We start from the raw sequence: 14,301 nt of genomic DNA on the forward strand, positions 1-14,301 counted from the left end.
CTCCTGGGTTTGGGCACACGGGGCGGGTGCGTGCTCTGCGGTGAGGTGGGTCGAGGGCGGGACAACGGGACGGCTGCGGGGGCCGGCGCCACAAGCGGCGCCGGTTCGGGAGACGTACGGGGCGGGAACGGTGCGGCGGCGGTCCGCTCGCGTCAGCTGTCGCCGCCGCGTGCGGTGCCGCGCTGGACCAGGACGGCGGCCACGATGATCGCTCCCTTGGCGATCTGCTGGACCGCGCTCTCCAGGTTGTTCAGGGCGAAGATGTTGGTGATGGTGGTGAAGACCAGGACACCGAGGACGGATCCGACGATGGTGCCGCGGCCGCCGCTGAGCAGCGTGCCGCCGATGATCGCGGCGGCGATGGCGTCGAGTTCGTAGAGATTGCCGTTGGTGTTCTGACCCGATCCGGCCAGGATGATCAGCAGGAAGGCGGCGATCCCGCAGCACAGCCCGGACAGCAGGTAGAGGTACAGCCGCTGCCGGCGGACGTCGATGCCGGCGAGCCGGGCCGCCTCGGCGTTGCCGCCGACGGCGACGGTGCGGCGCCCGAAGGTGGTGCGGTTGAGCACCAGCCAGCCGATGACGGTGACCGCGGCGAAGACCAGGACCAGCGGTGGGATGCCGAGGATGTAGGAGTCGGGGACGCCGAGGTCGAGCACCGACTTCTCGGTGACGATCTGGGTCTTGCCGTCCGTGAGCTGGAGGGCGAGTCCGCGGGCCGACGCGAGCATCGCGAGGGTCGCGATGAACGGCACCATGCCGCCGTACGCGATGAGCACCCCGTTGACGAGTCCGCAGCCGAGTCCCACCAGGACCGCGGTGAACAGGATGCCGGCGAAGCCGTACTCCTGCGTGGCGACGGTCGTCGCCCACACCGAGGACAGCGCGACGATCGCGCCGACGGACAGGTCGATGCCGCCGCTGGTGATCACGAAGGTCATGCCGACGGTGACGACGCCGATGACGGACGCCTGGGTCAGCACCAGTTGGAGGTTGGAGACGTCGAGGAACGAGTCGGGCTGCGTGATGCCGCCGACCGCGACGAGCACGGCGAGGACACCGAGCAGGGACAGGTTGCGCACGTCGGCACGGAGTCCGGCCGCCGGACGCCGGCCGCCCTTGACGGCGGAGGGCGCGTCCGCGGGCGGCAGCGGTGCCTGCGGGACCTGGGAAGCGGGCTGCGTCATCAGCTCGGGCTCCCTTCCATGACGAGGTCGAGTACACGGTGTTCGTCCAGCTCCTGTGCGGGCGCCGTGTGCACGACACGGCCCTCGCGGAGCACCAGTACGCGGTCGGCGAGGCCCAGTACCTCGGGCACCTCGCTGGAGACGAGGAGGACGGCGAGCCCGTCGTCGGCGAGCCGGCGGATCACGGCGTACAGCTCGGCGCGGGCGCCCACGTCCACGCCGCGGGTCGGCTCGTCCAGCAGCAGGACGCGGCAGCCGCGCAGCAGCCAGCGGGCGAGCACGGCCTTCTGCTGGTTGCCGCCGGACAGGGTGCGGACCCGCGCGTCCGGGTTGTCGGGCCGCAGCGACAGCGACCGGGTGGACTGCTGCGCGGCCAGGCGTTCCTGGCGGCGGTCGAGCCAGCCGCCGCGGGAGAAGCGGGAGAGCGAGGACACCGACACATTGCGGGTGACCGACTCCAGCATGAGCAGGGCCTGGGCCTTGCGCTCCTCGGGTGCCATGCCCAGTCCGGCGCGGACAGCCGAGCGGACGCTGCCGGGCTTGAGCGGGCGGCCGTCGACGGTGACGCGGCCCGCGGTGGGCCGGCGCGCGCCGTAGACGGTCTCCAGGATCTCCGAGCGGCCGGAGCCGACGAGGCCGGCGAGCCCGACGATCTCGCCGGGCCGGATCTCCAGGTCGACGGGCGCGAACTCCCCGTCGCGGGCCAGTCCTTCGACGGTCAGCACGGGTGCGCCCTCGCGCGGGCCCGCCGGACGTTCGGGGAAGACGTACTCCACGTCGCGGCCCGTCATCAGGGCGACGATGTCGCGGGTGGGCATCGACTTCGCGGGCAAGCCGCCCGCCACCGCCCGGCCGTCCTTGAGCACCGTGACACGGTCGCCGATGCGCCGGATCTCCTCCAGCCGGTGGGAGATGTAGACGACGGCGACGCCCTCCGCGGTGAGCTGGGCGACGATGCGCAGCAGGTTGTCGGTCTCCTCCGGGTCCAGCGCGGCGGACGGCTCGTCCATCACGATGAGCCGGACGTCGTGGGAGAGTGCCCGGGCCATCGAGACGATCTGCTGCTGGGCGGCGGACAGTTCGCCGACCTGCCGGGCGGGATCGATCTCGGGGTGGCCGAGCCGGCGCAGCAGGACCTCGGCCTCGCGGCGGGCCTGGCGGCCGCGCACCACGAACCCGGCCGTGGTGGGTTCGTGGCCGAGGAAGACGTTCTCCGCGACCGACAGCCCCTCCACCAGGTCGAGTTCCTGGTAGATGGTGGCGATCCCCAGGCGCATGGCCGCGATGGGCGACCTCAGCGCGACGGGTTCGCCGCGCCAGGTGATCTCCCCGTCGTCGGGCTGGTGGGCCCCGGCGAGCACCTTGATGAGCGTGGACTTCCCGGCGCCGTTCTGGCCCAGGAGGCAGTGCACCTCGCCGGCCTGGACGTCCAGGTCGACGCCGTCGAGGGCGCGGACACCGGGGAAGGACTTGGTGATGCCGGACATCGTGAGCAGCGAGGCCGCGGACGGCGGTGGCGGGGCCGGTGGTACTGGTGCCATGACGGATCCCCTCGGCGGGTGCGGGTACACGTGCGCGTGCGGAGCGTGCAGGTGGAGCCAGTGGTGCCGTGGTGCCGATGACTCGGTGGTGCTGTGCCTGTGGTGCCGTGCCGGTGGTGCGGGCCGGTCAGGCCGGGGAGAAGACGTGGTCGCTGATGAGCCGGGCCGCGCCGATCACGCCCGCGGTGGGGCCCAGTTCGCCCAGGACGATGGGGAGGTTGCCGGTCGCCAGGGGCAGCGACTGGCGGTAGACCTGGCTGCGGATGCTGGCCAGCAGGGTGTGGCCGAGCCCGGTGACACCGCCGCCGATCACGACGAGTCCGGGGTTGAAGAAGCTGACGAGTCCGGCGATGACCTGCCCGACGCGATTGCCGCCCTCGCGGATGAGTTCAAGCGCGGTCGCGTCACCGGCGGACGCCGCGACCGCGACATCGGCCGCGGACAGCCGTCCCGCCGCCTCCAGCCGGGCCGCGAGCGCCGGTGAACGCCCGGAGGTGGCGGCCTCTTTGGCGTCGAGGACGAGTGCCGCCCCGCTGAAGTGGGCCTCCAGGCAGCCGGTGTTGCCGCAGGCGCAGGGCCGCCCGCCGTCCACGACCTGGATGTGGCCGATGTCGCCGGCGCTGCCCGTCGCCCCGCGGTAGACCTCGCCGCCCACGACGATGCCGCAGCCGATGCCCGTACCGATCTTGACGCAGAGGAAGTCCGCGGCGGAGCGGGCGACTCCCGCGTGCTGCTCCCCCATCGCCATCAGGTTCACGTCGTTGTCGACCATGACGGGGCAGCCCAGTTCCTGGCTGAGCGCCTCGCGGACCGGGAAGCCGTCCCAGCCGGGCATGATGGGCGGCGCGACCGGGACGCCCTCCGGGTAGCGGACGGGCCCCGGCACGCCGATGCCCGCGCCGTCGAACCCTTCGGCGAGTCCGGCGGCCTGGAGCTTGGCGGCCATTTCGAGGATCCGCTCGAAGACGGCGACCGGGCCCTCGCGGACGTCCATCGGATGGTTGAGGTGGCCGAGCACCTCCAGTTCGGCGTTGGTGACGGCGACGTCGACCGAGGTGGCGCCGATGTCGACGCCCAGGAAGCGCAGGCTCGGGGCGAGTCGTACGTTGTGCGAGCGGCGGCCGCCGCGCGAGGCGGCGAGACCGTCGGAGACGACGAGACCGGTCTCCAGCAGGCGGTCGACCTCGACTGCCAGCTTGGAGCGCGAGAGCCCGATCAGGTCCCCCATCTGGGCGCGGGAGCTGGGCCCGCCGTCGCGGAGCAGCCGCAGCAGCCGCACCTGGTGCGCATTGGCGGGTCGAGCCGTCATACGTCTCACGCGCCCCTCCCCTCCCCCTGCCCCGTGGCACGGGGATGTGCGGCCGGCCACCGGCCGGCCCTGTCCTTGAGGCTTTCGAGGGGAAAGTAGCAGCGGCTGCCCGGAGGGGGAAGAAGTTGCGCAGGAATCAGCTCTCTCTTTTTCCGATCGCGGGACAAAGTCCGGTCGCAGCGCCTGCCGTGGTGTCCGGCGTGGTGATGTCATGACGGGCACGGATTGGTTGCGGCACGGGTTCCCGGTGCCCGATCCACCTGCGGTGAGGGCAGCATGACGACGCATGAGCAGAGACCGTTACGTCGACTTCCTCCGCGCGTGGGCGATCGTCCTCGTGGTGCTCGGCCACTGGCTGATCACCGGGCTGGTCAGGGAACCCGGCGGGGCGACCAGCGCACCGGAACTGCTGGCCGTCGTTCCCTGGACCCAGTGGCTGACCCTGGGCTTCCAGATCATGCCGCTCTTCTTCCTCGCCGGGGGCCGGTCGGCGGGCGACTCGTGGTCGCGCGCCCGGGCTGCGGGAGGCACGGCCGCCGGGTGGGTGGGACGGCGGTCCCTGCGCCTGCTGCTGCCGACCGCCGTGTACAGCGGGCTGGTGCTCCTCGCCGTGGGGATCTGCGCGGCGGCCGGCGTGGACGCCGGCACGCTCTCCCTGGTGGGCTGGGCGATGGGCATGCAGTTCTGGTTCCTCCCCGTGTACCTGGTCCTCGGCGCCCTGACACCCGTGCTGCACGCGGCACATGGCCGCTGGGGGCTCCGCGCGCCGCTGGCCGTGGCAGCGGCGGCCGTGGTGGCCGACGTCCTGGTGCTGACCGTGCACGCGCCGTACGTGGGCCTGCTCGACTACGTCCTGGTGTGGGGTGTCGCCTACCAGCTCGGCTTCTGCTGGGGGGACGGTCTGCTGACGCGGCGCCGGACGACTCCCGTGGCGCTGGCCGCGGGCGGCGCGGTGGTCTTCGCGGCCCTCGTCGGTCCCGGGCCGTTCCCGGTCAGCCTGATCCTGGTGACCGGGCAGGACCCGGGCAACACCGACCCGCCGTCGGTCGCCATGCTGGCCTGGGCGGTGGCGCAGGTGGGGCTGTGCGTGCTGGTCGCCCCCGCGGTGCGGCGGTGGCTGGCGCACGACCGGGTCTGGCGGCTGGTCCGTCCCGTGGGCGGGGTCAGCATGACCCTGTACCTGTGGCACATGCTGCCGGTGCTGGTGGTCGCCGCCGCGTTCTACCTCACCGGGCTCGCCCCCGAGCCCGCGTTCGGTTCACCGTCGTGGTGGGCGCTCCGCGTGCCCTGGCTGCTGCTGCTCGGCCTCGTACTGACCGGCGTCGTACGGCTGTTGCGCCCCGTGGACCGCGGCTTGGCGGCAGCGTCCGGGCGGACCCGCCCCGCTGCCGCCCCGCCTCGCCCCTGGCTGGTGTGGCTCGGCCTGGCCGCCGCCGTGCCCGCACTCGCCCGCTTCGCCGTGCAGGGCTTCGCGCCCGACGGCCGGTTCCCCGTCCTGCCCGCGGTGGGCCTGGCCGTGGGCACGGCCCTCGTCGTGCTGCCGTGGGACCGGGCCCGTCGCGGCAGTCCGGAGGCCGAGGACGCGCTGGAACCCGCGGCCTGACAGCCGCTCAGGAACCGCGGAGCGGCTACGCGGTGACGGGAGCGGCGGGGTCCGGCCAGTCCACCGCGGTCTCCACGGGGCGGCCGTAGTCGACACCGTCCACGTCGAAGCCGTACAGGCGGCGCACTTCGGCGCCGAACCAGTCGAGGTCGGCGAGGCCGGCGATGGTGCCGGTGGTCGCCCGGTCCCAGCGGTCGGCGACGGCGGCCTGGACGTCGTCCCCGAGTTCCCAGGTGTCCAGGCGCACCCGTCCTTCGTCGTCCAGGGGCAGTTCCGCCGCACCGGTCAGACCGTCCCACAACTCGGTGAGCTGAGCGGCCGGCGGCACGAGCCGGTCGCCGAGCACGCCCCGCAGCAGGCCCACGTACAGGGCGATGCCGGGGATGGCGGTCGAGGACTGCGTGACGGCCGCGCCGTTGACGGACGTGAAGGCACGGCCGCGGACGGAGGTGCCGAGCCGTTCGTCGAGGCGGCGGGCGGTGGCCTCCAGGTGGGCCTTGGCGGCGCCGATCGTGCCCTGCCGGTAGATCGCGGCGGTCAGCGGGGAGCCGATGTAGGACAGGGCGACGGTGCTGAAGCCGTCGGCGAGCAGCCCGCGGCCCGCGAGCCGGTCGATCCACCGCTCCCAGTCGGCGCCGCCCATGACGGCGACGGTCTGCTCGACGTCGTCGCCCTCGGCGGGCGCCGTCTCGACGTCGCGGATCTCGGGTGCGCCGTCGGCGCCGAAGACGAGGGTCTTCGTACGGTGGGGCGCGCCGATCGGTTTGAGCACCGAGGCGAACGTGGTGCCGGTGTCGGGGTCGGTGCGCCGGGGCGCGGCCACCGAGTAGACGAGGTGGTCGAGGCGTCCGCCGAACCGCCGCGCGAGCAGATCGGCGACCTGGTCCTTCATCGCGTCGCCGAAGGCGTCGCCGTTGAGGAAGACCATGTCGGCGCCGGCTTCGCGGGCGAGGCGGGCAGTGGTCGCCGTGCGGTACCAGCCGGCCGTGGCGGTGCGCCGCTCGGTGGGCCCCTTCTCGAAGCAGACGCCGATGCCCCGGATGCCGGCCCGCTTGAGCCCGGCGACCGTGGCGGCGAGTCCGTATCCGGCGGACGAGCCGATCACGAGGGCGACCGGCCGGTCCTCCGGGGACGCGGCAGGGGCCGCGGGGACGGAGGACCACATGGCCTCGACGACGCGTTCGCATCCGGCGGGGTGCGCGTCGAGGAAGAGGAATCCGCGGCTGCGGGGGGCGATGGTGCGCTGGGTCACCTGAGGTCCCTTTCAGGGATCGGCGGAGCCGAGACGGCCGCCACGTGCTGCCAGTCTCCGGTGCCGCGGCCCCGGATCCGGCTCGCGCAGCGCACAACAATCGCCGGACGATCTTGGAGCGTTCCCACGAGATCCCCCGGCGCGAGGCCCGCCGGAGTGAACTCGGCGGCACGGCCGGGCGCGGGCCCGGCCGTGCCCCCGGGCCCGCGGTCGCACAGCGCCGCTACGCCAGGAACCCGGCGGTGGCCGCCACAAAGCGCTCGGGGTCGTCGAGCCACGGGTGGTGCCCGGCCCCCGGCTGGACAACGAGCCCGGCCGCGGGGAAGAGCGCGGCGAACTCCGCGACCGCCGCGGGCGGAGCACCCGGGTCGACCTCTCCGGCCAGCAGGAGCACCGGCGGCGCGAAGTCGGCGAGCGCGGCGCGCGTGGCGTCCGGGGTGAAAGCGCCGTCGGCGCCGAAGGCGGCCATGACACCCTGGTTCATCTGGTTCATCTGGTTCATCCGCTCCTCCGCGGCGGCGTGATGGGTGCGCGCGGCTTCGTCCCACCGCCCGTAGGAGAACGGTGCGACAGCCTCCCAGTGGCTGTCGTCGCCCCGTCCCGCAGCGATGGCCTCCAGCGCCGCGTAGGCGGCGGGGTACCAGGGCTCGTCCTTGCGCAGCCGCGCGGTCGCGAGACGGAGGTCGCCGGCGATCGGGATGCCGACCGCCCTGACGCTGGGGGTGACCAGCACCATCGCGCGGACCCGTCCGGGACGGAGCGCCGCGTACTGGACGGCCGGATTGGCCCCCGCGCAGTGGGCGAGCAGGTCCATGCGATCGAGCCCGAGATGCTCGCGCAGGGCCTCCACGTCGTCGACGAGCCGGTCGCACCGGCAGGAGGCGAGGTCGTCGGGGACCTGCGACCGGCCGGTGCCGCGCAGGTCGAGTCGAATCACCCGGCGATGCGCGGAGAGACCTCCGAGGTCCCCCAGGTACGCGGAGTCCGTCGGCCCGCCGGGCAGGCAGACGAGGGGATCGCCGTCACCGGCGGAGTGGTACGCGAGCCGGGTTCCGTCGTGGGCGGAGAACGAGTCCGAGGAAAATGATGGAGAAGCGGCGAACTCGGGCATGGCAGAGGTCCTTTCGGCGAGTGCTCGGAACAAGTGCCGCCCTCACCGGACGGCTTGACGCGCGCAGATCACCCGCGGGAGTGCGGGGCGCAGGCATCCGGCGCGACATGCCGAGGGCAGGGGTCCGCGGGACCTGGGCGGCGAGGAGTTCCGAGACGCCGTTCGAGGTCGTCCCTGTCGTGGAGCGCATGGCAATGCGGCCTTCCGGGATGCCTGAGGGCGCTCCCGGGGCCGGCCGTCTCAGATGGACAGCGCGGCCGTACAGGAGGAGAGCGCCCAGCGTGCGACTGCGTTGATGGGACTCACCTCCTCGGTCGGTCACGTGCACGGTGACGCTATCAGGCCCTCACCGCCGGGAACAGAGCGCCGGAACGATCCCCGGGGACGGGCGTCCTTGACGTCCGGGATGCCGCCGCGCATCATCCTGTGACCCGGTGACGCATGTCGTCCATGTCACGACAGAGCCGCACGTCACGGCCATCCCATGCGCCAACCCCGCCACCGACGTGAGCGTCACCACCTTGACGGGTGACGCAGCCTGTGCGAGCGTCGTCATCAACCACGACCGGCATGGCCGGTGCCCCCTGGGCGAGGGACACGGAGCGGAATCCCGGTCACGGCTCCCGAGAGAAAGGCGCGCGCAGCATGCCGAACACACGCAGTACCCGCAAGGTACGGCTCCTGAGCGCGGCGGCCGGCGTGGCCGCCCTCCTCACCGGTGGCCTGGCCGCGGCCCCGCTCGCCTCTGCCGCCCCGGCGGCCCCTGCCGCCGCACACGCCGCCCCGTCCCGCACGGAAGTACTCGCACTGGTCGCCCGGCAGACCCAGTCCACCTCGGTGGACCTGGGCACGAAGGGGCTCAGCCTGGGCGACGAGCTCGTCATCGCCGAGGACGTCTACCGCGACGGCAAGAAGATCGGCGACCACAGCGTGGTCTGCACCTACGTCCACCTCGAACCGAGCGCGCTGCAGTGCGTGGGAACGTTCGCCCTGCCCAAGGGACAGATCAGCGGTCAGGTGCTGCTCCACCTGCCGCCCGCCCCGTCCATCGACATCCCCATCACCGGGGGTTCCGGCGCCTACGACACGGCACGCGGCTACGTCCACACGGTGCCGGCCGGCAAGACGGAACGGCATCTCACCTTCCACATCATCCACTGATCACCGATGGCCGGATCGACCCAGCGGACCCAGCGGACCCAGCGGACCCAGCGGACCCAGCGGACCCAGCGGACCCAGCAGACAAGGAAGCGGATCGTGTCGAAGACCTCGCGGAACATCACCAAGGCGCCCGAAGCTCCCGCCGCCACCGCGGCGCCCAGGGTCACCGTCGTCGCCGCTGCCGTCCCGGCCGCGGATGCCGACGCGGCGGCCCGTCGGGCCAGGTTCGGGGCACTGCCCGAGCGCATACGGCCGCAGGACACGACGGAGGTGGTCCCCCTCGTGGACAGGTATCCGTCGCAGGACCACTACGACCACGAGAAGTGGCTCACCTGCCGGTTCGTGTAGAGGTATATCCGATCGACCCGCGCGGGAGACCGGGCTAGGTTGGCGCGATGACCGAACTGCGCACCGAACGCCTCCTGCTCCGCGGATGGCGGGACTCCGACCGCGCGCCCTGGGGCGCGCTCAACGCCGATCCGCGGGTCCGCGAGTTCTTCCCCGGGGTGCTCACCCGGGAGCAGAGCGACGCGTCCGCGGCCCGGTTCCAGGCCGACCTCGAACGGCGTGGCTGGGGGTGGTGGGCCGTGGAGGTCGCGTCCACCGGGGAGTTCATCGGGTTCACCGGGCTCGACCCGGTGGACGAGGGCATGCCGTTCACCGGGGTGGAGGCCGGCTGGCGCCTGGCCCGTTCGGCGTGGGGCCACGGCTACGCCACCGAAGCGGCCCTGGCCGTGCTGGCCTTCGGTTTCCAGGACCTCGGTCTCGACGAGATCCTCGCGGTCACGACCGCGACCAATCTGCGGTCCCAGGCCGTGATGCGCCGCGTCGGCATGACGCGTGACCCGGCCGACGACTTCGACGACCCCGAGGTGCCGGACGGCCCTCTGCGGCGCAGTGTGGTGTACCGCCTCCGGGCCGGCGACCCGCCGTCGCCGAGCGTGCCGTAGGCCCGTGCGTCCGGACCGGACGCCGGCGGTCACACCTTGTCGAGCCAGAGCACGATGCCGGTCATGTCGCTGAGCACCGCCGCGACGCCCGCCCTGATCGCCGCCTCGCACCGCTCGGTGGTGAACGAGGCGGCGTCGTAGGTGGACGACATGCCGAGTCCTTCACCGCGGAACGAGGCGCCGGACCAGTCGACCGCCGTCACGTTGTGCGTGGGTTCGGCGAGTTCGGCACCCACGACCAGGAACCGTTGCGACAGGTGGTTGGGGGTGACCATCGCGAGCGGGTCGATCAGGTCGTTGCCCGCGCTGACGATGAGGTCGGCGTGCATCTTCAGGGCCCTGCTCGCCGCCGGAATGTAGTCGGACGAGCCGTCGGCGGCCACCGTCCTGAGATCGACGTGCTCCGCCTCGGCCCAGCCCTTGACCGCCGCGACGAGCGCCTTGGTCGGGGCGTCGTCGCCCGCGGTGAGCAGCACGACGCGGTAGCCCCGCGGCGGGTGGACCCCGCTCCAGGAGCCGGGCCGCGGGGTGGCGGTGGCCTCCGGTCCTGGCGGGTTGGCGGGGTCGACGAACCCGGGGCCGAGCGTGCCGACGGCGGTCGGCTCGGGGTGCGGCCGTGACCAGTCGTCACCGGAGCCGCATCCGGTGAGCAGCGCGACGGCCACGGCCAGCGTGGCGAGGGCGCGAAGCGGGGCGCGCAAGGTGATCGTCCTCCGAGTGGTGAGGGTGGTGCGTCCCCCATCCTGCTCCCCCGTTCGCGTCCGCGGTCGTTCGCGGGTCCCGTTCTCGATGTTGTTGTTCGACGGTTCGCCGACAGGGCGCATCGTGTTCACCCGTGGCATGCACCGTGCACTGGCAACCTGAAGGAGCCACATGTCACAACGTGTCCGCCGCGCCGTCATCGGGACAGCCGCGGCCGTGATCGCTTTCCTGGGCCTGGCACAACCGGCGCAGGCCCACGGGTTCTCGTCGACCGTGTACGTCAACGTCACCTCGGGGGACGAGGGCCGGACACGGACGACGCTGCAACTCGAGTACGACCTCTTCGTCGTGTCGACCGCCGACTACCAGCACGACGACGCCCTCTTCAAGGAGGGCACCGCAGCGTTCGACGCGGGTGACGAGAAGGCGCAGGGAGCGGCGCTCGACGCCCACGCCGCGTCGGCGGTCGCCTATGTCACCAAGCGCTTCTCCGTCTCCTCCGCCGGCAAGGCCTGCACCCCGTCGCAGGTCGGCGGGTTCACTATGGGGCAGCGGGAGGGCGTGCCGTACGCCGGCCTGACGCTCGACTGGGCCTGCGCCGCGGAGGGCGACGACCACGCGGTGCGCGGCGGGCTGTTCGCCGACTCCGAGGGCTACGTCAAGGGTGTCAAGACGATCGTCACCTACGACCTCGACGGCCGCTCGGGCAGCGCGGCCATCGACGCGGAGCACCCGTCCTTCTCGATCAGCCAGACGTGGTACGAGCGGTTCTGGGAGTTCTTCCGCCTGGGCGCCGAGCACCTGCTGACCGGTATCGACCACATCCTGTTCCTGCTGGCGCTCATCGCGGGTTCGCGCCGGCCGCGGGAGATCGTGCTCGCCGCGACCAGCTTCACACTGGCGCACTCGGTGACGTTCATGCTTGCCGCGCTCGGTGTGGTCGATGTGCCCTCGCGGATCGTGGAGCCCGTCATCGCCCTGTCGATCGCAGTGGTGGCCGGCTGGCACCTGTGGCGGATCTGGCGTCGTCGCGGTCATGCCACGGACTTGGAGACCGCGGGAGGCGGGCACTTCAGCCTGGACCGCGCGGGCTGGTCGCGCCTGGGCGTCGTGTTCTGCTTCGGTCTTGTGCACGGACTCGGCTTCGCGGGCGCGCTGGGCATCGAGGCGGCATGGTCGTGGACGCTGCTGTGGTCGCTGCTGGTGTTCAACGTGGGCATCGAGACCGTGCAGCTGGCCATCATCGCCGTGGTCTTCCCGGTGCTGATCCTGCTCCGCCGTCGGTCGCCGGTTACCGGCCTGTGGACGACAGGTGTCATCTCCGCGGGCGTGGCCGCGATGGGTCTGGTCTGGTTTGTGCAGCGGGCGTTCGGCGTCTGAAACCGACATACCTTCCGTGTGTTGTTCAGACAACTCGAAGATCGCATTTGGCTTCCCTTTACCAACAGCCGACAGTTTATTGATCTCCATTCCATGCACACACATCGTGCACAAGAGGATCGAAAACTCATGAGATCGAGCAACTCCTCGCAGGCTTCCGGGCCTGTGCGGCGCCGTGTCGCCACTGGCGCCACCGCGGCATTTCTCGGCCTGAGCGTGGCCCTCGGCAGCGGCCTGGCGACCCCCGCCACCGCCGCTGACGCGTCCACGATCACCGGCATCGTGCTCGGCGTGGGCTCCAACGAGTCGCAGCGCACCGTCACGTGGTACTCCTCCGCCGACACGGCGCAGAAGGTCCAGGTCGTCCCGACCGCGGCGCTCGTCAACGGCGAGTTCCCGGCCGACGCCACCACCTTCGACGCCATCGGCGCGGCGAACATCGCGACCAGCGGCGGCTTCAACCGCCACGCGACGATCACCGGTCTGAAGGAGAACACGGCCTACTCCTACCGAGTCGGCACCGACGGCAACTGGTCGACGGCGTACGCCTTCAAGACGCAGGACTTCGAGGGCGACTACGACTTCCTGTTCTACGGCGACCCGCAGATCGGCTCCTCCGGCAACCTGGCCGCTGACCAGGCCGGCTGGCAGGACACGGTCGACGTGTCGCTGAAGGCCAACCCGAACGCCGAGATCCTGGTGTCGGGTGGTGACCAGGTCGAGACGGCGAACACCGAGTCCCAGTGGAACTCCTTCCTCGCCCCGGACGGACTCCGCCAGTACCCGTGGGCCGCCACCATCGGTAACCACGACGTCGGCGGCAAGGCCTACGAGCAGCACTTCACCACCCCGAACACCGACCGTTCGGCCCCGTACTACGACAACGGGAACCCCGACGGCACCAAGTCGGGCGGTGACTACTGGTACATCTACAAGGATGTCCTGTTCATCGACCTGAACAGCAACAGCTACAACTCCGCCAACGGCGCCGGTGACGCGGCACACGTGAACTACGTGACCGACGTCATCAACAAGCACGGCAACGAGGCCAAGTGGAAGGTCCTCGTCTACCACCACGCGATCTACTCGCCGGCCTCGCACGCCAAGGACGGCGACAACAAGCAGCGTCGTCTGGACTTCCCGACCACGTTCTCCAAGCTCGGTGTGGACCTGGTCCTGCAGGGCCACGACCACAGCTACTCCCGCAGCTACCTGATCAAGAACGGCGAGAAGGAGAACCCGGCCGAGAAGCCGGGTGCCGCCGACGTGTACCCGGGTCCCGGCGGCGTCCTGTACGTGACGGCCAACTCCGCCTCGGGCTCGAAGTACTACGACATCACCGCGCCGGACAACAGCGGCACGAGTGGTGCGGGCAACGGCGCCGACCCGCTGAACCCGAAGAACTACTGGTACAACTCGGTTCAGAACCAGGAGCACGTCCGCACCTACGTCAAGGTGCAGGTGCGCAACGACAAGCTCGTGGTCGAGAACATCCGCAGCGCCGCCAACGGCGCCGACCAGCCGGTCGGTTCGCACGTCGACGACGTCACGGTGCACCCGTACCACGGTGACGCGCAGGACCTCCAGGTCAACGTCCCGAACCCGGCTCCGGGCGAGTTCGGCTGGACGATCGACGGCTACAACGGCCTGGTGGACCTCGGCACCGCCGAGGAGAAGAACGGCAACCACTTCGAGGCCGACGGCCGGATCAACCCGATCGTCGTCTCCGACAGCCGCCGCTCGCTCGCCCCGTGGTCGGTCTCGGCCAGCGTCAGCGCGTTCAAGGACGCCGACAAGACGTTCGCGGCTTCCTTCCTCGGCTGGACGCCCCGCGTCCTGGTCGACGGTGCGGGCGCCACGGCCAACGCGTCGGTCGCCTCGGGCTACGACGACCAGGGCCAGGGCCTCGCGATCTCGCGTGGTCTCGCCTCCGCCGAGCAGGGCCACCCGCGCGGCGAGGCCAAGGTGGGCGCCGACCTGGATCTGAAGATCCCGGACAGCGTCCAGAAGGGTGACTACCGCGCCACCCTGACGATCACCGCGCTCAGCAGCTGATCGGACCCGTTCCACCTTGGCGGGGCGGGCACCGTCCGGTGCCCGCCCCG

12 protein-coding genes are annotated in these 14,301 nt (G+C 71.8%); 6 read left to right on the plus strand and 6 right to left on the minus strand.

The genetic code is table 11. From position 1 onward, the window contains the following. Positions 1-152: 152 nt before the first annotated feature. The 3 genes from ACIP9H_RS07190 to ACIP9H_RS07200 form a co-directional block, all read right to left on the minus strand. Positions 153-1,187 (minus strand): ABC transporter permease, encoded by a 1,035-nt coding sequence (locus ACIP9H_RS07190; RefSeq protein WP_401582081.1) that lies wholly within the window; start codon positions 1,185-1,187, stop codon positions 153-155. Further along, complete coding sequence (locus tag ACIP9H_RS07195; protein WP_401582083.1) at positions 1,187-2,728, minus strand: sugar ABC transporter ATP-binding protein; 1,542 nt, start codon at positions 2,726-2,728, stop codon at positions 1,187-1,189. The genes ACIP9H_RS07190 and ACIP9H_RS07195 overlap by 1 nt, the downstream gene beginning before the upstream one ends. 127 nt (positions 2,729-2,855) lie before the next feature. Continuing rightward, a complete protein-coding gene (locus tag ACIP9H_RS07200) occupies positions 2,856-4,037 on the minus strand; it encodes an ROK family transcriptional regulator (protein WP_360904092.1) in 1,182 nt (393 codons plus the stop codon). A gap of 286 nt (positions 4,038-4,323) precedes the next feature. Here ACIP9H_RS07200 and ACIP9H_RS07205 point away from each other — a divergent pair, with 286 nt between their 5' ends. After that, positions 4,324-5,640, plus strand: a complete 1,317-nt coding sequence (locus ACIP9H_RS07205; protein ID WP_401582088.1) for an acyltransferase — start codon at positions 4,324-4,326, stop codon at positions 5,638-5,640. A 25-nt stretch (positions 5,641-5,665) separates the two neighbouring features. On the opposite strand, the gene fabV is transcribed toward ACIP9H_RS07205, so the two are convergent. Both fabV and ACIP9H_RS07215 read right to left on the minus strand, forming a co-directional pair. Then, positions 5,666-6,892: an enoyl-[acyl-carrier-protein] reductase FabV gene (fabV, locus tag ACIP9H_RS07210; protein ID WP_401582090.1), complete on the minus strand. Its 1,227-nt coding sequence runs from the start codon at positions 6,890-6,892 to the stop codon at positions 5,666-5,668. Positions 6,893-7,115: 223 nt separating this feature from the next. After that, on the minus strand, positions 7,116-8,003 hold the full coding sequence (locus ACIP9H_RS07215; RefSeq protein WP_401582092.1) for an alpha/beta fold hydrolase: 888 nt from the start codon (positions 8,001-8,003) through the stop codon (positions 7,116-7,118). A gap of 645 nt (positions 8,004-8,648) precedes the next feature. Here ACIP9H_RS07215 and ACIP9H_RS07220 point away from each other — a divergent pair. From ACIP9H_RS07220 to ACIP9H_RS07230, 3 genes are read left to right on the plus strand one after another with little or no spacing between them, the layout of a single operon-like run. Beyond that, on the plus strand, positions 8,649-9,164 hold the full coding sequence (locus ACIP9H_RS07220; protein ID WP_401582094.1) for a hypothetical protein: 516 nt from the start codon (positions 8,649-8,651) through the stop codon (positions 9,162-9,164). A gap of 6 nt (positions 9,165-9,170) precedes the next feature. Continuing rightward, positions 9,171-9,512: a hypothetical protein gene (locus ACIP9H_RS07225; RefSeq protein ID WP_401957991.1), complete on the plus strand. Its 342-nt coding sequence runs from the start codon at positions 9,171-9,173 to the stop codon at positions 9,510-9,512. Positions 9,513-9,559: 47 nt separating this feature from the next. Continuing rightward, positions 9,560-10,114: a GNAT family N-acetyltransferase gene (locus ACIP9H_RS07230; RefSeq protein WP_401582100.1), complete on the plus strand. Its 555-nt coding sequence runs from the start codon at positions 9,560-9,562 to the stop codon at positions 10,112-10,114. 29 nt (positions 10,115-10,143) lie between these two features. Here the strand turns inward: ACIP9H_RS07230 and ACIP9H_RS07235 are convergent, their stop codons facing one another. Continuing rightward, positions 10,144-10,815 carry a hypothetical protein gene (locus ACIP9H_RS07235; RefSeq protein ID WP_401582102.1) on the minus strand — a complete coding sequence of 224 codons (672 nt, stop codon included), beginning with the start codon at positions 10,813-10,815 and terminating at the stop codon, positions 10,144-10,146. 172 nt (positions 10,816-10,987) lie between these two features. Here ACIP9H_RS07235 and ACIP9H_RS07240 point away from each other — a divergent pair, with 172 nt between their 5' ends. Both ACIP9H_RS07240 and ACIP9H_RS07245 read left to right on the plus strand, forming a co-directional pair. Then, positions 10,988-12,196, plus strand: a complete 1,209-nt coding sequence (locus tag ACIP9H_RS07240; RefSeq protein ID WP_401582104.1) for a HupE/UreJ family protein — start codon at positions 10,988-10,990, stop codon at positions 12,194-12,196. Positions 12,197-12,325: 129 nt separating this feature from the next. After that, entirely contained in the window at positions 12,326-14,251 is a 1,926-nt protein-coding gene (locus ACIP9H_RS07245) for a fibronectin type III domain-containing protein (RefSeq protein WP_401582106.1), read from the plus strand. Positions 14,252-14,301: the final 50 nt, after the last annotated feature.

The sequence above is a fragment of the Streptomyces sp. NPDC088732 genome, assembly GCF_044751205.1.
Lineage (GTDB): Bacteria > Actinomycetota > Actinomycetes > Streptomycetales > Streptomycetaceae > Actinacidiphila.